Annotated in this window: 16 protein-coding genes and 1 pseudogene; 7 read left to right on the top strand and 10 right to left on the bottom strand. The window is 71.9% G+C overall.

All coding sequences use genetic code 11. From position 1 onward, the window contains the following. Positions 1-2 precede the first annotated feature (2 nt). The 3 genes from ACGFYP_RS29240 (at position 3) to ACGFYP_RS29230 (ending at position 1,792) form a co-directional block, all read left to right on the top strand. Positions 3-263 carry a hypothetical protein gene (locus tag ACGFYP_RS29240; protein WP_361956076.1) on the top strand — a complete coding sequence of 87 codons (261 nt, stop codon included), beginning with the start codon at positions 3-5 and terminating at the stop codon, positions 261-263. Positions 264-321: 58 nt separating this feature from the next. Then, a complete protein-coding gene (locus ACGFYP_RS29235; RefSeq protein WP_393499719.1) occupies positions 322-825 on the top strand; it encodes an NUDIX hydrolase in 504 nt (167 codons plus the stop codon). A gap of 127 nt (positions 826-952) precedes the next feature. Then, positions 953-1,792 carry an SGNH/GDSL hydrolase family protein gene (locus tag ACGFYP_RS29230; protein ID WP_393499716.1) on the top strand — a complete coding sequence of 280 codons (840 nt, stop codon included), beginning with the start codon at positions 953-955 and terminating at the stop codon, positions 1,790-1,792. Here the strand turns inward: ACGFYP_RS29230 and ACGFYP_RS29225 are convergent. Continuing rightward, complete coding sequence (locus ACGFYP_RS29225; protein ID WP_361956070.1) at positions 1,740-2,144, bottom strand: DUF5997 family protein; 405 nt, start codon at positions 2,142-2,144, stop codon at positions 1,740-1,742. The genes ACGFYP_RS29230 and ACGFYP_RS29225 overlap by 53 nt on opposite strands. A 58-nt stretch (positions 2,145-2,202) precedes the next feature. On the opposite strand from ACGFYP_RS29225, the gene ACGFYP_RS29220 reads away from it, so the two are divergent. After that, entirely contained in the window at positions 2,203-2,979 is a 777-nt protein-coding gene (locus ACGFYP_RS29220) for a LysR substrate-binding domain-containing protein (RefSeq protein WP_393499711.1), read from the top strand. Between the two features lie 237 nt (positions 2,980-3,216). Beyond that, a pseudogene (locus ACGFYP_RS29215) lies at positions 3,217-3,536 on the top strand (hypothetical protein); the annotation flags it as partial. An 86-nt stretch (positions 3,537-3,622) separates the two neighbouring features. Here ACGFYP_RS29215 and ACGFYP_RS29210 read toward each other — a convergent pair. The 7 genes from ACGFYP_RS29210 to ACGFYP_RS29180 all read right to left on the bottom strand — a co-directional run bounded on the left by ACGFYP_RS29210 (position 3,623) and on the right by ACGFYP_RS29180 (position 12,982). Beyond that, positions 3,623-4,807, bottom strand: a complete 1,185-nt coding sequence (locus ACGFYP_RS29210; RefSeq protein WP_393499707.1) for a cytochrome P450 — start codon at positions 4,805-4,807, stop codon at positions 3,623-3,625. Then, positions 4,797-5,504: a tRNA-dependent cyclodipeptide synthase gene (locus tag ACGFYP_RS29205; RefSeq protein WP_393499704.1), complete on the bottom strand. Its 708-nt coding sequence runs from the start codon at positions 5,502-5,504 to the stop codon at positions 4,797-4,799. The genes ACGFYP_RS29210 and ACGFYP_RS29205 overlap by 11 nt, the downstream gene beginning before the upstream one ends. A 271-nt stretch (positions 5,505-5,775) precedes the next feature. Beyond that, a complete protein-coding gene (locus tag ACGFYP_RS29200; protein WP_393499701.1) occupies positions 5,776-7,248 on the bottom strand; it encodes a serine hydrolase domain-containing protein in 1,473 nt (490 codons plus the stop codon). A 193-nt stretch (positions 7,249-7,441) separates the two neighbouring features. Then, entirely contained in the window at positions 7,442-8,245 is an 804-nt protein-coding gene (locus tag ACGFYP_RS29195; RefSeq protein ID WP_393499698.1) for a hypothetical protein, read from the bottom strand. A gap of 192 nt (positions 8,246-8,437) precedes the next feature. Beyond that, the gene (locus tag ACGFYP_RS29190) at positions 8,438-8,782 is read right to left on the bottom strand and encodes a hypothetical protein (RefSeq protein ID WP_393499695.1); all 345 of its coding nucleotides are present in this window, start codon (positions 8,780-8,782) and stop codon (positions 8,438-8,440) included. 60 nt (positions 8,783-8,842) lie between these two features. Next, complete coding sequence (locus ACGFYP_RS29185; protein ID WP_393499692.1) at positions 8,843-10,357, bottom strand: carboxylesterase/lipase family protein; 1,515 nt, start codon at positions 10,355-10,357, stop codon at positions 8,843-8,845. 81 nt (positions 10,358-10,438) lie between these two features. Continuing rightward, positions 10,439-12,982: a SpoIIE family protein phosphatase gene (locus tag ACGFYP_RS29180; protein ID WP_393499688.1), complete on the bottom strand. Its 2,544-nt coding sequence runs from the start codon at positions 12,980-12,982 to the stop codon at positions 10,439-10,441. A 177-nt stretch (positions 12,983-13,159) separates the two neighbouring features. Between ACGFYP_RS29180 and ACGFYP_RS29175 the strand changes: the two genes are divergently transcribed. Further along, positions 13,160-14,536: an NAD(P)/FAD-dependent oxidoreductase gene (locus ACGFYP_RS29175; RefSeq protein ID WP_393499685.1), complete on the top strand. Its 1,377-nt coding sequence runs from the start codon at positions 13,160-13,162 to the stop codon at positions 14,534-14,536. Positions 14,537-14,575: 39 nt separating this feature from the next. Here ACGFYP_RS29175 and corA read toward each other — a convergent pair whose 3' ends face one another. Continuing rightward, positions 14,576-15,661 carry a magnesium/cobalt transporter CorA gene (corA, locus tag ACGFYP_RS29170; RefSeq protein ID WP_393499862.1) on the bottom strand — a complete coding sequence of 362 codons (1,086 nt, stop codon included), beginning with the start codon at positions 15,659-15,661 and terminating at the stop codon, positions 14,576-14,578. A 180-nt stretch (positions 15,662-15,841) separates the two neighbouring features. Between corA and ACGFYP_RS29165 the strand changes: the two genes are divergently transcribed. Continuing rightward, the gene (locus ACGFYP_RS29165) at positions 15,842-17,203 is read left to right on the top strand and encodes a serine hydrolase domain-containing protein (RefSeq protein WP_393499682.1); all 1,362 of its coding nucleotides are present in this window, start codon (positions 15,842-15,844) and stop codon (positions 17,201-17,203) included. A 39-nt stretch (positions 17,204-17,242) separates the two neighbouring features. Here the strand turns inward: ACGFYP_RS29165 and ACGFYP_RS29160 are convergent, their stop codons facing one another. After that, positions 17,243-17,839, bottom strand: a complete 597-nt coding sequence (locus ACGFYP_RS29160) for a hypothetical protein (protein WP_361956046.1) — start codon at positions 17,837-17,839, stop codon at positions 17,243-17,245. Positions 17,840-17,927: the final 88 nt, after the last annotated feature.

The raw sequence follows: 17,927 nt of genomic DNA, 5'->3' as shown, positions 1-17,927 counted from the left end.
CGGTGCGCACGCTTCGCATCGCGGCCGGCGTGGAGGCGGCCTCCCTGGTCGCCCTCCTGGTCAATCTGCTCACCACGCACACGCCCGCGGTCTCGACGCTCGTCGGCCCGTTGCACGGCACGGCGTATCTCGTCACGATCGCGGCCGCATGGCCGGCGCCCGGCGCCGCCGCGACCGGAGCGCGATGGCTGTCCGTCATTCCCGGCGTCGGCGGACTGCTCGCCCTGCGCCGGCTCCAGGGCGGCAGCCGCCATGCTGCTTAGCCGGGCGTGGTGTTGGCTGGTGGCCGACACGCGCCCACCGTACGCACGAGGAGTCGACATGCCCCCGGCCGATCAGCCGCCCCCGCCCCACCGCAACGCCCGGCCGCCGTCCGCGCAGGCCTCGCTCGGGGCCGGTGTCGTGGTGACCGACGCGGCAGGCCGGGTGCTGCTCGGGCTCCATCCGAGCGGCACGTGGGAGCTGCCCGGCGGGAAGGTCGATCCGGGCGAGTCCATCGAGCGGGCGGCCGCGCGTGAACTCGCCGAGGAGACCACCCTCGTGGCCGACGTCGCCGACGTCGACGTCATCGGGATCCTGCTGGACTCGCTGACGTCGACGCGGCTCACCCGTCTGACGGCGGTGGCGGTGGTACGGGCCTTCAGCGGCACCCCGGTCGTCGCGGAGCCGGACAAGATCGAGCGCTGGGAGTGGACCCCGCTCGACCGAATCCCCGGGTCGCTGTTCGCGCCCTCCGCCCAGGCGCTCAGGACCTGGCGTCCTGAACTGCCCATCGAGGAGGGGCCGTTCCACCGCTACGACGTGACCCCGACACCCCCGCGATGACGGATACGCACGTGCGGACATGATCCCGAATCCCGGAACCTAGTCGCGTAATTGAATAGGTACGGTGTTGAATGCCGTCGAGGCGTGCCGCTCGGGGCACGTCGCCGCACGGAGGAGCACCAGGCGTATGTACACCGGCCCGTACGAGCGTTATGTCGCCCTGGGCGACAGCCAGACCGAAGGCCTCGGGGACGGTGACGACAGCACGGGCCTCCGCGGCTGCGCCGACCGGCTCGCGGAGCTGATGGCGGTCGACAGTCCGGGGCTCACCTACGCCAACCTGGCGGTACGGGGCAGGCTCGCCGGGCAGGTGCGGGCCGAGCAGCTCGGTCCCGCGCTCGCGCTGCGGCCCGATGTGGCCACCGTGGTCGCGGGGATGAACGACCTGCTCAGGCCCACGTTCGACGCGGTCGAGGTGGTCGGTCATCTGGAGGCGATGTTCGCCGAGCTGACCGCACAGGGCACGCGGGTGGCGACGGTGACCTTCCCGGACATCGGGCTGCTCGTCCCGCTGGCGCGGCCGCTCGGGGACCGCGTCGTCGCGCTCAACGCGCGGATCCGCGAGGCGGCGGCGCGCCACGGCGTGGCGGTCGCGGAGACCTACCCGCATCCGGTGGTGACCGATGCCCGACTGTGGAGCCCGGACCGGCTGCACGCCAGTCCGCTCGGTCACGCGCGGATCGCCGCCGCCGTGGCCGAAGCCCTCGGGCTGCCCGGCAACGGCGACTCCTGGACGCATCCGCTGCCGGAAGCTCCCGGCGCGCGAGCGTCGGGCCCGCGCAGGGCGCTGGACGAGGCGCGGTGGGTCGCGGGCTTCCTCGGCCCGTGGCTCGGCAGACGCCTGCGCGGCCGCTCCTCAGGAGACGGCCGCGCGGCGAAGCGTCCCGACCTGGTACCGGTCGGGACCGGGGAGGTCAGGAGTCCGAGCGGTCGGCCTTCGCTGCCTTCTCCGCCTGCATCTCCTTGATGCGGACCGCTTCCTTGCGGACGTCGGCCTGGGTGGCGCGCTCCTTCTGGAGCCACTCCGGGGCTTCCTGCTTCAGGGCCTCGATCTGGTCGGTGGTGAGCGCCTCGGTGACGCCACCCCGGGCGAGGCCCGAGATGGAGATGCCGAGCTTCGCCGCGATCACCGGGCGGGGGTGGGGGCCGTTGCGCCGGAGTTCGCGGAGCCACTCGGGCGGATCGGTCTGCAGGGCGTTCAGCTCGGTGCGCGAGACGACACCCTCCCGGAACTCGGCGGGGGTGGCCTCGAGGTACACACCCAGCTTCTTCGCCGCGGTCGCGGGCTTCATCGTCTGGGCGGTCTGGTGCGACGTCATGGTGTCAAGGGTATCGAGCGTGTGAGCTACCTCTGACCACGACGGGTAACCTGGCGGGGTGACTGGCCAGGAAGAACCCTCCTCGTTCCGGCTCGCGTACGTACCGGGAGTGACGCCCACGAAGTGGGTGCGGATCTGGAACGAGCGGCTCCCGGACGTCCCGCTGACCCTCGTCCAGGTGCCCGCCGACGAAGCCTTCGAGCTGTTGCGGGGCGGCGGCGCGGACGCCGGTTTCGTCCGTCTGCCGGTCGACCGTACGGATCTCAGCGCGATCCCCCTGTACGCGGAGACGACGGTCGTCGTCGTACCGAAGGACCACGTGGTGGCGGCGGTCGAGGAGGTGTCGGCGGAGGACCTGGCCGAGGAGATCGTGCTGCATCCGCTCGACGACACCCTCGACTGGGAGCGCCCGCCGGGGCTGCCGGCGATCGAGCGGCCGGCGACGACGGCGGACGCGATCGAGCTCGTCGCGGCGGGCGTGGGGCTGCTCGTGGTCCCGCAGTCGCTGGCGCGGCTGCACCACCGCAAGGACCTCACCTACCGTCCCGTGTCGGACACGCCCGAGTCCCGGGTGGCCCTGTCCTGGCCGCAGGCGGAGACGACCCCGGACCTGGTGGAAGAGTTCATCGGGATCGTCCGGGGCCGGACGGTGAACAGCACCCGGGGGCGTGCCGCGACGCCTCCGCAGCCCAAGGCGAAGGCGAAGCGTCCCGAGAAGGGCGGCAGGCCTGCCGAGAAGAGCTCCCGGAGCGGTTCCGGCGGGGCCAGGGGCGCCAAGGCCTCGAAGAACGTCAAGCGCGGAAGCAAGCCCGGAAAGCCCCGCCGCAGGTCGTAGCCCTCACAGTCGTTCGCCTTCCGGCGCCACGAAGATCCAGGGCCTGGACAGTCCTGCGGGCCGGCTGATCTTCTGGCGCCATGACCGACGACCCGCACGCCTACGCCCGGCGGACCATGCTGCGCGGCGCCGCCCTCGGCGCGGCCTTACCCTCCTGCCGACCGCGGCCGCGCACGCCCGCACCCCCTCCCCCGTTCCCGCCCCCGGTTCGGCGTCGCTGCGCCGGCTGGGGACGGCGGGCTGGACCCCCTGCAGATCTCCGTGGTCAAGGGCGGCGAGGTGCTGGACTTCGGCCGGGGACTCGTCGTCGAGGTCGTGGCGAGCCTGCACAGCCGTAACAAGCAGCACTCCTACTTCGCGCCCGGCACGCTGACCGGGCCGCCGGCGACCGTTCCCGCCACCATCTCCGACCCTCCGGAGGGCGACACCCTCAGGCCGATCCGACGATGGACCTGGCCGGGCTGATCGGCCAGGTCCACCGGGAGGCGCCCGGGACGCGGGTCGTCGTCCCGGACTACCGCACGGTCTACGGCGCGGACCTGCGCCCCCGCCGCTGAGCCGGAGCAGCCGTACCCGTGGAACGCCGTCGCCCCCGGCGGGTGGCCGGGGGCGACGGTCCGTGTCGGGTCGGATCACATGGTGGTCACCAGGCGACCGGAAGGCGCTCGGGGATGCGCTTCATGAAGCGGGTGCGCCAGACGAGTTGGTCGACCGGGACCGCGAGGTGCAGGTCGGGCATCCTGTCGAGCAGGACCTCCAGGGCGATCTCGGCGTGCTTCTTCCCGAGGGCCGTGGCCGGGCAGTAGTGGCCGCCGCCGCCGAAGGAGAGGTGGGTTCCGGCGTTCGGCCGGGTGATGTCCACGGTGTGCGGGTCGGGGAAGACCGCCGGGTCGGTGTTGGCGGCCTCGACGAGGACGAGAAGGAGTTCTCCCTTCCGTACCTCGACGTCTCCGAGGGTGACGTCTTCGAGGGCGAGGCGCGGCAGCCCGTCGGCGATGGACAGGTTGACCCGGAGCAGTTCGTCCACGGCACCGGGGATCCGCTCCGGCTCCTTGCGCAGCCGCTCCCATACGTCCGGGTTCTGGAGCAGGGAGAAGACGGCCATGGTGAGGAAGCCCATGGTGGAGATGACGCCCGCGCCGAAGAAGGTGACGCCGACGGTGGCGAGCATCTCGTCCGTCAGATGGGCGTAGTCGGGGTTCCCGCGCAGGGCGGCGAGTTCGGCCATGAGGCCGGTGGTCGCCGGGTCGTCGAGCCGCTCGACCATGTACGCGATGTCCCGGTCCCAGTTGAGCCGGGCGCCGCTGACGGGGCAGGCCGAGTTCATGAACGCGATGTCCAGGCTGGCGGCCAGGCGCGGCGCGTCGGACTCGGGGATGCCGAGGATCCTGCAGTGCAGCTGCTCGGCGTACGGGCTGGTGAAGCGGTCGCGGAGGTCGACCGGCGGTCCGTAGGCGAGGAGTCCGTCGACCAGCGCGGCGGCGTGGTCGCGCATCCAGTCGGTGAGGCCGTCCGTCTTGGGGTTGATGGCCTTGAGGACGGCCTTGCGCAGTCCCGCGCCGGTGATGTTGCCCATGTTGTTGACCACCTCGGGCGGGATGGTCAGGGCGTACTGCCGGGGCACGCCGGGCGCCGAGGTGTCCTTGAGCGAGAACCTCGGGTCTTCGAGGACCTGCTTGCAGAGCTCGTAGGACGAGACCAGCCATGCCTCGTCGCCGGCGATCGTGCGGACCCGCTTGACCGGTTCGGCGCGCAGGGACTCGATCTCGGGCGGCAGTCGGTCGCCGCGTGCGGAGAACGGGAAGTCGAGCAGCGTGTCAGTGGTCATCGTGGTCTCCGAGCATCGGGGTGACGATGGCGTGGCCCTGGTTGCGGGAGGCACGCAGTCCGGAGCCCCGGGAGTAGAGGAGTTCGGCCATCGGCAGGAGCTGGTGGTAGCAGTTCAGGGAGGAGGGGACACCGAGGATCGCGGGGGTGTCCAGGAAGAGCGGTGCCTCGGCGCAGATGTACTGGAGGCAGACCTCGCGCTGGCGGGCGGTGGGGGTCTGTCCTTCGAGGACCTTGGAGGAGAGGAACGACGCCACGAGCCGGTCGCAGGTGGCGAGGAACTCGGCGTCGGTGGCGAGCAGGTCGTCCAGGTGTTTGCGCAGGTGCCGGTAGGCCGGGATGTCGAGGAGCGCGGACATGGGGCGTCCTCGGAGCCGTTCGCCGCCGGGGTCGATGGCGGCGACGGCGTTGTTGACCTTGGCACGGACGCCGCGGAGGTTCTTGACCGCTTTGCGGCGGGCTTCGTCCGGCGGGTAGCCGAGAGCCTCGTACATGTCGGCGACGTGCAGGTCGGTGTAGATGAGGTCGACCTGTTCGAAGCGCCGGAGTCCCCAGGCGGCGAGTTCGGCCACCCGCTGGGCGGAGAAGTAACCGTTGCCCGGGGATATGCCGATGACCGCGTGGGCGCCTTCGGTGTGGATCACTTGGCAGTGCTGCGTGTACGGCTGGACCTTGAAGCTGTCGGTCGCTGTCGTCAAGTGAAGAGATGTCCTTCGTTGCCGCTAGTCCCGTCGGGGCCTTGTGCCCCTGGTGTGGCGGCGACGGCATGAAGTTACCGGCGATCTCCACAGAGTGACGAATCTGGGCTAGAGGTGGCCGAATACCTTCGGTACGTGACGAGAATTGACGCATCGTCCGGCCAGGAAGCGACCAGTTTCGGTCACTCCGGACAGCCTCCACCGCTGACCGGACGCACGGCCACCGGCCTCGCCTCCGAGGGGAGGTGGGGCCGGTGGGGTGGAGGGGGCGTCACGCGGAGGCGGTGGGGACCCGGTTGAAGACCCGGCCGCCGAGGTCGATGCCGGTGACGGCGCCGCTCGTGTCGCGGGAGAGTTCGCGGGAGAAGTCATGGGAGACGTCGCGGGAGAAGAAGCCTCGCTGCCCCTTCAGGCCACCGGCGGTCACGATGAACTCGTCGCCGTCGCCCGGCAGGAGACCCATCGCGGCCGGCTCGTAGTCCGCCGGCATCTCGAAGTCGGCCGCCGCGCGGATCTCCGGCTTGATCACGGCCCCGAGGGTCAGCCCCGCCGCGTCGGTGGCGACCGTGAGGATCATGCCGTCGTTCTCGTAGGCACCGACGACCTCCTGGGCGCGCGCCTCGTCGTACGGCAGCGGCTCCGGGTCCTTGTCGACGACGCCCAGGTGGTGCTCCAGGGCCCAGCGGACGACGGACCGGTTGAAGGCGATGCCGTCCGTGCCCGAGTTGGACAGGGCGACGACGGCGAAGTTCCGCTCGGGCACGATCAGCAGCTCGGCGAACTGGCCGTTGGTCGAACCGCCGTGCTCGATCGTCCGCACACCGTCCACCTCGCGCAGGAACCAGCAGATGCCGAAGCCGTCGCCGAGGTTGCTGCCGCGCAGTTCGACCGTCTGCTCGCGCATCCGGTGCAGCAGCTCGGTCGGCAGCAGCCGCTCGCCGTCCTCCGTACGACCGTCGCCCATCTGGAACCGCGCCCACCTGAGGACGTCCGCCGCCGAGGACGCGAGACCACCGCCGGGGTTGTTGCCACGGGTGAGCCTCCACTCCTTCGCGACGGCCAGGTCCCCGTCCTCGCCGGGGTTGTGGCCCACGGCGAACCGCCGGGTCATGACCTCCGCGGTCCCGAAGAAGCTCTGGGTGAGCCCCAGCGGCTCGAACAGGAGCGAGGCGATGGCCTGCTCGTACGTCTGCCCCGTGACGTTCTCCAGGACGCGGCCGAGCAGGTTGAACCCGGCCTGGCTGTACGAGGCCCGGCCGCCCGGCGCGCCGATGAACTGCAGGTCGGCCATCTTCGCCACGAAGCCGGCCAGGGCGTCGTCGCCGTCACCGGTGTCGACGATGATGTTCCAGTCGAGGCCGGAGGTGTGGTTGAGCAGGTTGAGTACGGTGATCTCGGCCGCCGCCTTCTCGTCGGAGAGGACGAGTTCGGGAACGTACCGGCTCACCGGCGCGTCCAGGTCGAGCCGGCCGTCGGCGACCAGGCGCATCAACGCGGTCGCCGTGAAGGTCTTCGTCGTGGAACCCAGTTGGAAGAGCGTGTCCTTGTCGACCGGCAGCGGGTTGTCCAGGCTCGTCACACCGTGGCTCGCGAAGATCTCCCGGCCGTCGGCCCACACGCCCACGGTGGCGCCGGGGATGCCGTGCTGCGTGGCCGTCCGCTCGACGAACTCGGACAGCGGGGACTGAGGCTGGGGCTGGTCCTGGGACTGGGACTGGGACTTCTCGACGCTGTTGACGCTCATGGTGTGTTCTCCGTGTCGGGTGTCGTCGTTCTTGATGACCACGACGATGCCCGGGCGCGCTGACAGCGTGCCGACGGGACGCTGACGGGACCCTGACGACGGCTGACCTGCTCCGGTCGGCGCTGTCAGCGGGCCGCACCGGCTGTCAGGCGCGCCGCTCGTGTGCGGCTCGCGCGCCGCCTCGTTGCCGGAGTCACCGCGCGATCGCGTCGGCCGGCCCCATGACGATCACCGGTTCCTTGGCGGGGTCCAGAGCGCGCAGGAGCTGCTGCATGACGTCGGCGGTGAGGGAGACGCAGGCCTGGGTGGGGCCGCCGTGGTCGACGTGGATCCAGACGCCTCCGCCCCGCTCCAGGCCGAGCGGGCGTTCCTTGTTCAGGGGTGTCGTGCCGGGGATGCGGTTGTAGTCGATGGCGACGACGTAGTCGAACGAGCCCTCCAGGGGTTCGCCGAGGAACCCGACGCCCGGGGAGACGAACTCCTCGTCCTGGTCGTAGGGCAGCTTCGAGCCGGGGTCGGGCAGCCGTCCGCCCGCGTCGCCGAGCCGGAAGACACCGGTCGGGGTGCGCAGGTCGCCGGCCCAGTGGTCGTCGGTCCAGCCGCGCAGGGCGTTGTGCGCGGTCCACGGCCCGGCCGTACGGCGCCAGCGCCCGGCCGGATCACGTTCGTAGAGCACGGCGGTGGCCTCGTTGGTGTCCTGCGTCCGGCCGGTCACGACGAACACCTGGCTCGTGCCGTCCGGGATTCGCGTCCGGGTCACCGGCCCGACGCCGGGCGGTGCGGAGTCCGCCTGGGGCTTGGGGGTCACCGGTGAGGCGGGTGAGGAGGGCGGGGCCTCCGGTCCGGCGTTCTTGGCGGCGGCCACGCGGGCCCCCGACGCGGTGTTCGGGGCGGCGGCTTGCTCCTGGGACACCTTCACGTAGCCGATGAGCGCGAGGGTCGCGCAGAGCGCGGCGGTCAGCACACGCGGGCCGGGGCGGACGTTCCTGACAGGCATGGGGCAGCATCCTCCGACGCTCGCGGACGGCAATGCCGCGATACGTACCCGGTCCGCGTCCACGCCTGTCGGGAGAGCCGCGCACTCACCCGCCTGGGGCAGAGCCGAGGACGAGCGCCCGGCGGACGGCGGTCGTCCGAGCGACCGTCAGAAGGCGCCGACGACGCCGACCCGCCGGGCGTCCCCGGGAAGTCAGGCCGTGGCGGCGGGTGTCTCGTCGAGCTCCCAGGCGTGGCGCTTGAAGTCCCGTGCGAAGTCGGGGTGGTCCTCCCAGTTGCGGGCGACGCCGCGCAGGACGTCCCAGTTGTGCTCCAGGGCCTGGTCGATGATGTGACGGAGCGCCGGGTCGGCCGCCGCTCGCTGCTCGGCGAGGCCCTTGACGGCCGCGGCGGCCTTCACCGTGCCGAGGAGGGACCGCAGGGCACGGGAGGTGTCGTCCATCCCGAAGCCGTGGTCGCTACCCTTCGCGGGGTCGAACAACGGCCGGAGACGGTCCTCGATGAACGCGGTGATCCGCTCGAAGTGCTGCACGTCCATCGGTCTCTCATCTCCTGGATCGGCTGGTCTCGCGTCTGCGCCCCCATTATCCCGTGCGCGTCACCGGATCGACGGCGGGGCCATCCGTACGTCGCGCCAGAGCGCGTGCGCGGCGCTCGGCCCCTCGGTGCGGTCCCTCGGGACGTCCCACACGTGGATGGCGAGTTCGGCGGGATCGGCGGGGTCGGCGGTCGGGGCCCAGCCCGGGTCACCAGTGGCGGCGAAGGCCGCCCAGGCGTCGACCATACGGCGGGACAGGGCGCGGTCGTCGGCGTCGGCGGGGCCTCCGGTCAGGAACTCGACGCCCGTGGCGTCCAGGGTGCCGAGGGCGAAGGGGACGTCTCCGGCGTGCCAGGCGCGCACCGGCCTGCCGTCGGGGCCGGGGCGGCGCCGGTCGAACCGCGACAGGAAGGTGCGACCGTCTCCCGCACGCGCGTGTGCTTCGGCGAGACGGACTGTGGGCACGGTGAACACGGCGTCGCCCGCGAGGGCGAGGAAGACGTCGAGGACCGGCGCTCCCGGCATGAGGGCCCGGTAGGCGTCGACAAGGCCCGGGGGAAGGCCGTAGTCGGCGGCGAACCGGGCGAGTCCGTCGTCCGTGGTGACCGTCGGCATCGCGCCCACCCGGTGCATGAGCCAGTACTCCTCGGTGGTGTGGCAGACGAGGAGGTCGACGTGGCCGCCGGCGGCCGGGGCGTCGAGGGGGTCCCGGTCCAGCAGGACGCCGTCGAGGACCGGCCCGTAGAGGACGGTGTCGTAGTGGAGGAACCCGGCCGACGGATCGCCCGCGTACCGTGCCACCACCCGGTCCGAGGCCTCGACGAGTTCCTGCGGGCTCGCGGAGAGCAGGCCCTGGGCGGTCGGCGCGACTCCGGCGGCCTCCGCGACCTCGCGGGCGATGCGCTCGGCGAACTCCGGCCGGAAGAACGCGTCGGGGACGCTGTGCGCGATGGCGCGGTGAAAGAGTCCGTCGGCCCGCGCGCTGTTCATCAGACAGGCGATCGAGCCGCCGCCCGCGGACTGTCCTGCCACGGTGACGTTGTCCGGGTCGCCGCCGAAGGCCGCGATGTTGTCGCGTACCCACTCCAGCGCGGCGATCTGGTCCAGCAGTCCCCGGTTGTCGGGGAAGCCGGGCACGTGGCCGAAGCCTTCGAAGCCGAGACGATAGTTGCAGGTCACCACCACGGTGCCGGCGCGGGCCAGGGTGGAGCCGTCGTAGTCGGGCTGGGCGGAGGAGCCGAAGGTGTAGGCCCCGCCGTGGATCCAGAAGAGAACGGGCAGCGGTTCGGAACGCTCCGCCGGTGCCCAGACGTTGAGCGTGAGAACGCCCTCCTCGTCCGGGTTCCAGGCCGGGGAGCCGGGCAGTTCCGCCGACTGCGGGGCGATCGGTCCGTAGCGCGTGCAGTCCCGCACCTCGTCCCAGGCCGTCGCCGGCCTCGGCGCCAGGAAGCGCCCGGCGCCGAAGGGCGGGTCGGCGTACGGGATGCCCAGCGTGATCCGCAGCCCGTCGGCGACCGTGCCGCGCACCGGTCCGCTCCCGGTCTCGACGGTGTGGTCGGCGATGCCCGTACGCACAGGTGGAGCTCCTTCGTGCTGCCGTCGGCCCCTCCGAGCGGCAGCACACCCTCGCACGGGCGGCGCGGGGCGGACAATCGATTAAGGATCTTGAACGGAGTCGAGGTCCAGGTCCGTGCCGGAGTTCGGGCCGAGGGCCGGGGCGGCTGCCTCGAGGGCGGCTTCGTCGAGCTCCAGGGGCTGTTCGGCCCAGATGATCTTGCCCTCGGCGGTGTAGCGGGTCCCCCAGCGCCGGGTGAACTGCGAGATCAGGAAGAGGCCCCGGCCTCCCTCGTCGGTGGTGCGCGCGTGGCGGAGGTGCGGGGAGGTGCTGCTGGCGTCGAAGACCTCGCAGATCAGGGTGCGTTCGAGGATGAGGCGTAGCCGGATGGGTCCTGAGGCGTGCCGGATGGCGTTGGTGACGAGCTCGCTGACGACGAGTTCGGTGGTGAAGGCGAGTTCCTCCAGGCCCCAGGCGGCGAGTTGGCGGGCGGCCATCACCCGGGCGCGGGCGACGACGGCCGGGTCGGCGGGGAGGTCCCACACGGCGACCTGTCCGGCCGCGAGGCCGCGGGTCCTGACCAGGAGGAGGGCCGCGTCGTCGGTGTACGGCCTGCTGGGCGCCAGTTCGTCGACGATGCTGCGGCAGAGTTCGTCGAGCGGCAGGTCCCGGGACTCCAGGACCCGGCGCAGCCCGTCCTTGCCCGCTCCAGGCGCGGCGATCAGTCCGTCGGTGTAGAAGGCGAGGACGCTGCCCTCCGCGAGGGGCAGTTCGACGGCTTCGAAGGGGAGCCCGCCGATGCCGAGGGACGGTCCGGGCGGGAGTTCCGGGAAGGTGACGGTGCCGTCGGGCGCGCGGACGGCGGGCGCGAGGTGGCCGGCGCTCGCCAGGTCGCAGCGGAGGCTGACCGGGTCGTAGACCGCGTAGAGGCAGCTGGCGCCGACGCCCGCCGGGTTGGGGGCGCCGCCGAGGTCGGTCACGTTGCCGTCGCGGGTCACCTGGACGACGAGGTCGTCGAGGTGGGCGAGGAGTTCCTCGGGCGCGAGGTCGAGGTCCGCGAGGGTCCGTACGGCGGTACGGAGCTGGCCCATGGTGGCGGCCGCCTCGATCCCGTGGCCGAGGACCTCGCCGACGACCAGGGCGACCCTGGCTCCGGAGAGCGGGATGACGTCGAACCAGTCGCCGCCGAGGCCCGACAGTTCGTCGGCGGGCCGGTAGAAGGAGGCGGCGTCGACGGCCTCCTGCGCCGGGACGCCGTGCGGCAGCAGACTGCGCTGGAGCACGAGCGCGGCGGCCTGCTCACGGGCGTAGCGGCGGGCGTTGTCGAGGCAGACGGCGGCGCGGGCGACGAGTTCCTCGGCGAGGCGCAGGTCGTCCTCGTCGAACGGCTCGTCGCGCCGGGTGCGCAGGAAGGTGGCCACGCCGAGGGTGACGCCCCGGGCGAGGATCGGCACGACGATGGCCGTGTGCGGTACGGGGTCGGACGCCCCGGCGGCCTCGGCGGCGGCCGCGGCCTCGGCCACCGAGATCGGAATGGCGGCCGCGCGTGTCGCGGCGTCCAGGTGGGCCGCCCGCCAGGAGCGGCCGTGGGCCAGGGAGTCCATCTGGGGCGACGACGGCCGGTATCCGGACGGCTCCCCCGGTTCCAGGACCTCCTTCACCCCGCCGGGGCGTACGTTCTGGGCGCCGCCGCGGACCAGTCGCAGGGAGGTGGCGGCGGCCGTCGGCCCGGGGGACGGTTCCGCGCCCCGCAGGACGGCGTCCAGGAGGTCGACGGCGACGAAGTCGGCCAGGGCGGGGACCGCCACGTCGGCGAGGTCCTGGGCGGTGCCCATGACGTCCAGGCTGCGGCCGATGCGCTCGCTGGCCCGGGCCATGAGGGCGAGGCGGAGGCGGGCGCGGTAGCGGTCGGTGATGTCGACGACGGCGTAACAGACGCCGAGGGCACGGCCGTTGTCGTCGTCGAGCCGGACGAAGGACATGGCGTGGGCGTGGTCCCTGTCGGGGTGGGAGCGGGTGCGGCCCACGTGCTCGTACGCGACGACGGGTTGGCCGGTCGTCAGCACCTGGCGCATCTTCGACTCGACGATGTCGGCGTTCATCCCGGGCTGGATCTCCGCGAGGCGCTTGCCCCGCCGCTGCTCGACCGTGCCGCCGCCGAAGTGTTCCAGCGCGGTGTTCGACCACACGCACCGCAGTTCGGTGTCGACGAAGCAGAGCCCGATGGGCATCTCGGTGACCATGCGCTCCAGGAGCGCGGGGCCCATCGTCCACTGCCGGGACGGCGCCGCGCCGACGGCGACGACGAGCCAGCGGGCCGGGCCCGCCTCGCCCGGCAGGGGCAGCACGGTGACGTCGACGGCGACGGTACGGCCGTCCCGGTGACGCGCGAGCAGCACCCCCGACCAGCCGCCGTCCCGCTTCGAGGTCGCCAGGATCTCGGGAAGCCGGCCGGCCTCGTCGCCCGCGAGCAGGGAGCCGACGCGGCGGCCGCCGAGCTCCGCCGCGGGGTAGCCGAGCAGCCGCTCGGCGGCATAGGGGCGGCCGACGACCGTCCCTGCCTCGTCGAAGAGGAGAACGACGGAATCGGCGACACCGAACACGGCCTCGTGCGCGGTGGTCTCTGTGTCCTCGGGTCTCCCCACGGCCGTCGGCTCCGTTCTCACACCCCCACCCTGCCTGTCCCTATCTATCACACTATGCCCAGATCATTGCCGTTACGTCCGCCTTTGCCGTCACCCCTTCGGCGGACAGTCCGGGTTCCCGCTCGGCCGGAGAGGTTAGTGAGGTCTCAAGGACCGACGACCAGGGAGACGGGCACCGTGACTCGACCGAAGATTCTCGTGGTGGGCGCCGGCTTCGCCGGGGTCGGCTGTGTGCGGAGGCTGGAGCGGCGGCTCACCGAGCGCGAGGCGCAGATCTCGCTCCTTTCACCCTTCTCGTACCAGCTCTATCTGCCGCTGCTCCCCCAGGTCGCGGCCGGCGTACTGACCCCGCAGTCGGTCGCCCTCTCCCTGCGACGCAGCAAGCGGCACCGCACGCGGATCATCCCGGGCGGCGCGGTCGGTGTGGACACCAAGGCGAAGGTCTGCCTGGTACGGACGATCTCGGGCGAGATCATCGACGAGCCGTACGACCACCTGGTGCTCGCGCCCGGCAGTGTGACCCGCACCTTCGACATCCCCGGGCTGAGCGAGCACGCGCGGGGCATGAAGACGCTGGCCGAGGCGGCCTACATCCGTGACCACGTCATCGCCCAGCTCGATCTGGCGGACGCGAGCCAGGACGACGCGGAGCGCGCGGCGCGGCTCTGCTTCGTGGTGGTCGGCGGCGGGTACGCGGGGACGGAGACGGCGGCCTGTCTGCAGCGGCTGACCCACAACGCGGTCCAGCGCTATCCGCGCCTCGACCCGGCGCTGATCAGATGGCACCTGGTGGACCTCGCACCCAAGCTCATGCCCGAGCTGGGCGACAAGCTGGGCGCCGCCGCTCTGGACATCCTGCGGCGGCGCGGGATCGAGGTCTCGCTCGGTGTCTCGGTCGCCTCCGTGGACGCCGAGGCGGTGACGCTCACCGACGGGCGGGTCCTCCCGAGCCGCACCCTGATCTGGACGGCGGGCGTGGCCGCCAGCCCGCTGATCGGCACCCTGGAGGCGGAGACGAACCGGGGCCGCCTGGTGGTCGGGCCCGACATGGTGGTCCCCGGTCTCGACGGGGTGCACGCCCTCGGTGACGCCGCCGCCGTACCGGACCTGGCCAAGAACGAGGAGGGCGCGATCTGCCCGCCCACGGCGCAGCACGCGATGCGCCAGGGCAAGCAGGTCGCCGACAACCTCGTCGCGACGCTGCGCGGCGAGCAGACCTACCCGTACCACCACCGGGATCTCGGTCTGGTGGTGGACCTGGGCGGGCGGGACGCCGTCTCGAAGCCGCTCGGGATCGAGCTGCACGGCATGCCCGCGCAGGCGGTGGCCCGGGCCTACCACTGGGCGGCGCTGCGGACCAACGTCGCCAAGGCGCGGGTGATGACGAACTGGCTGCTCAACGCCGTGGCCGGGGACGACTTCGTCCGTACGGGATTCCTGTCGTCCCGGTCCGGGACCTTGGCCGACTTCGAGTACACGGACGCGTATCTCACGCCTGATCAGGTACGGGCCCACACCGCCGCGCTGCGGGCTCAGGTGTCGCCGGGGCCGTGAGCAGGGCCAGTGCGGTGGCGCCTGACGTCCGTTCGCTGCTCACAGCCAGCCGTTGCGGCGGAAGCTGCGGTGGAGGAGGAAACAGGTCACGGCCATCACGCTCACGACGAGCGGGTAGCCGTAGGTCCAGCGGAGCTCGGGCATGTGATCGAAGTTCATGCCGTACACGCCGCAGACCATCGTGGGTACGGCGATGATCGCGGCCCAGGCGGTGATCTTCCGCATGTCCTCGTTCTGGGCGACGGTCACCTGCGCCAGATGGGCCTGGAGGATCGAGTCGAGGAGCGCGTCGAAGGAGGTGATCTGTTCCGTGATCCGCGAGAGGTGGTCGGCGACGTCGCGGAAGTACGGCTGTATGTCCGCCGAGACCAGGTTCAGCGGCTGCGCGGCCGCGAGGGACTGCAGCGGGCGGTCGAGGGGGGCCACCGCCCGCTTGAGTTCGAGCAGTTCGCGCTTGAGCTGGTAGACGCGGCCGGCGTCGCCCCGGGAGGCCTGCTCGCTGAAGACGGCCGTCTCCACGGCGTCTATGTCGTCCTGCACGGCGTCGGCGACGGCGAGGTAGTCGTCCACGACGTGGTCGGCGATGGCGTGCAGGACGGCCGCGGGGCCCTTGGCGAGGTGTTCGGCGTCGGCCTCCAGCGCCTCGCGCAGCGGGCCGAGCGAACCGTGGTTGCCGTGCCGGACGGTGATGACGAAGTCAGGGCCGGTGAAGACCATGAGCTCACCGGTCTCGACGACCTCGCTGGTGGCCGTGAGCTCCTCGTGCTCCACGTAACGGACCGTCTTGAAGACGGCGAAGAGCGTGTCGTCGTACCGTTCCAACTTGGGCCGCTGGTGGGCGTGGACGGCGTCCTCGACGGCCAGCGGATGGAGTCCGAACAGCTCGGCGAGCCCGGCGAACTCCTCGACGGACGGCTCGTGCAGACCGATCCAGACGAAGCCGTCGCCCGACTTGCGGACCCGTCGCACCGCCTCGTCGGCGGGGCAGGACCCGCGCTGCCGCGCTCCGTCCTCGTACAGCACGCAGTTGACCACCGAGCTGCCCAGCGGTGAGCGGGCGGGGTGGCTCAGGTCGACGGTCCGACGGTAGGCACGGCGGACGGTGCGCCTCAGATTGCGGATTATCGGCACGTGGGGCTCCTTGGAACGATCAGCGGCCAGTCTGCCATCGACGCACGGTGGGCGGGACTCCTGACAAATGTCACCCCTTCGTCGTGCACAAGATCCTCCCGAGGGCGGAGGGCGGATCGTGCCCGTCCGACGAGGATGGGAGCACCGCCAACTCGAGGGAAGCAGGACCCATCCATGACTTCGTCCCGCAGGGCACCCCTGTCCGTCGTCGCCGCCGCCACGCTGGTCGCGCTCTCCGCCACGGCGTTACCGGCGCAGGCCGCCGTCACCGCCGAGCCCGGCTCCGCCACGCCCGTGTCCGCCGTGTCCGCCGTCTCGGCGGCCGCCACCGGCCATCGTCTCGACCGCGCGGCGCTGCGCGGCTCGCTCGGCGCCTTCCACAAGGCGGGTATGTACGGCGCCTACTCGGCCGTCCGCGACGGCTCGGCGCAGTGGCGAGGAGCCACCGGGTTCGCCGACATCGACAGCCACCGCCCCACTCGGCCGGACCTCGAACACCGGGTCGGCAGCATCACCAAGACCTTCACGGCCGTCGCCGTCCTCCAGCAGGTCGAGGGCGGGCGTGTCGACCTCGACGCTCCCGTCGGGCGCTACATTCCCGACATCGTGTCGGACGAGCGGGGCCGGCAGGTCACCGTCCGGATGCTGCTCAACCACACCAGCGGCATAGCCGACTACGTCCTGCCCGCCTTCCCGGGCATCCTGGAGAACCCCGGCAAGGCCCTCGACGAGAACCGTCTGCGTCGCATCGCGCCCGAGGAGCTCGCCCGCCTCGGTCTCGCCGCCCCGCCCGTCGCGCAGCGCGGGACGCACTCGTACTCCAACACCAACTACATCCTGGCCGGGCTGATCCTGGAGCGGGTGACCGGGCAGAAGGCCGAGGCCTACATCACCCGGAACGTCATCCGTAAGGCCGGGCTCCGCCACACCTACTTCCCGAGCTCGCCGTTCATCAAGGGCCCGCACGCGAAGATGTACGAGTCCTTCTTCGGCCTGATCGACCCGCCGCGCGACTACAGCGTCACCGACATGTCCTGGGCGGGCACGGCCGGCGCCCTGGTCTCGACGCCGAGCGACCTCAACGACTTCTACCGCAAGCTGCTCACCGGCCGGTTGCTCGGCGCGGCGCAGCTGCGCGAGATGAAGACGACCGTCCCGGCCTACGAGACCCAGCCGGGCGAGGAGCCGCTGATGCGCTACGGCCTGGGCATCTACACCCTCCGGATGCCCAACGGCGGCTGGTACTGGGGTCATGACGGTGCCGTCTTCGGCGCCGGCACCTGGGCCCTGTCGAGCGAGGACGGCCGTCGTCAGGTCGCCATCGGCTACAACCTCATGAAGTACCAGCGCTTCGACGCGGAGGGCCGTCCGCTGCCGGACCCCATCACCGAAGCGCTGTACGCCCACGTCGACGGCGCCCTCGCCGGCACCTCCGCCCCCGCGCCCGGTGCGGCGCCGCAGCGCACGCAGGGTACGCGGGCGCTGCCCGACCTGCCGATCGGCCCGGCGTCGCTCCACCAGGCGACCCTCCGATAGCCGCGCCACGTCCCTGACGGAGGTGTGGCGGACGGGCCGTCACCTGGACTGCAGGGCGTCCAGGGCGACGGCCTGGGCTATGGCCAGGCGGCGGTCGAGGTGCTCGTCGTGGATCGTCAGGACGTATCGGTCGCGCAGGCCAAGTCGCTTCTGCACCGACATGACGGGGCGGTCCGCGTGGGCGAAGTCGAAGTGGTACGGCCAGGCGAACGGCAGGATGTCGACGAAGGGGACGAGGCCCCAGGCCCGGCGCAGGAGGGCCACGGTCCTGTTGCGCTCGACGCCCGTCGTCTCGGCCGCCGCCCCCTCCTCGCTCATATGCCAGGTGCTGCGCAGCAGGGAGGCGGCGAAGTTCTTGCGGAGGGTGCCGACGGGGCTGCCCGAGGCCGCGCGGATGTCGTACGTCGCGCCGAGGTCGACGACCTGCCGGGCCTGGAAGGTGAAGAGGACCTGCTTCTGGGACTCGTCCGTGTAGAACGTGATCCGTTCCTTCAGGGCCATGCGCTTCTGGTGGGCGAACGCGACGATCTCGCCCTCGGTGCCGTCCGCTCCGGCCGCGTGGACCACGTAGCGGTTGGCCATGGGCGTGAGCTTCTGGTTGATGTGAAAGCGGTGCTGCGACTGCTCGAGACCCATGGTGCACTCCACGCTCGTCGTCTCCGTCCCGACGATGGTCGCCCGCCGTGAGCACCCGCCGCAGTCATCGAAAGTCGCTCCCCGGAGA

This window comes from Streptomyces sp. NPDC048370, from assembly GCF_043200825.1.
GTDB lineage: Bacteria > Actinomycetota > Actinomycetes > Streptomycetales > Streptomycetaceae > Streptomyces.
This window is presented reverse-complemented; position numbering and strand designations above follow the sequence as displayed.

Excerpts from the sequence above, each read along its gene's own strand:
- ACGFYP_RS29235 (WP_393499719.1), top strand. The coding sequence starts at position 322 with ATGCCCCCGGCCGATCAGCCGCCCCCGCCCCACCGCAACGCCCGGCCG.
- ACGFYP_RS29230 (WP_393499716.1), top strand. The coding sequence starts at position 953 with ATGTACACCGGCCCGTACGAGCGTTATGTCGCCCTGGGCGACAGCCAG.
- ACGFYP_RS29225 (WP_361956070.1), bottom strand. The coding sequence starts at position 2,144 with ATGACGTCGCACCAGACCGCCCAGACGATGAAGCCCGCGACCGCGGCG.
- ACGFYP_RS29210 (WP_393499707.1), bottom strand. The coding sequence starts at position 4,807 with ATGACCACTGACACGCTGCTCGACTTCCCGTTCTCCGCACGCGGCGAC.
- ACGFYP_RS29200 (WP_393499701.1), bottom strand. The coding sequence starts at position 7,248 with ATGAGCGTCAACAGCGTCGAGAAGTCCCAGTCCCAGTCCCAGGACCAG.
- ACGFYP_RS29195 (WP_393499698.1), bottom strand. The coding sequence starts at position 8,245 with ATGCCTGTCAGGAACGTCCGCCCCGGCCCGCGTGTGCTGACCGCCGCG.
- ACGFYP_RS29190 (WP_393499695.1), bottom strand. The coding sequence starts at position 8,782 with ATGGACGTGCAGCACTTCGAGCGGATCACCGCGTTCATCGAGGACCGT.
- ACGFYP_RS29165 (WP_393499682.1), top strand. The coding sequence starts at position 15,842 with ATGACTTCGTCCCGCAGGGCACCCCTGTCCGTCGTCGCCGCCGCCACG.
- ACGFYP_RS29160 (WP_361956046.1), bottom strand. The coding sequence starts at position 17,839 with ATGGGTCTCGAGCAGTCGCAGCACCGCTTTCACATCAACCAGAAGCTC.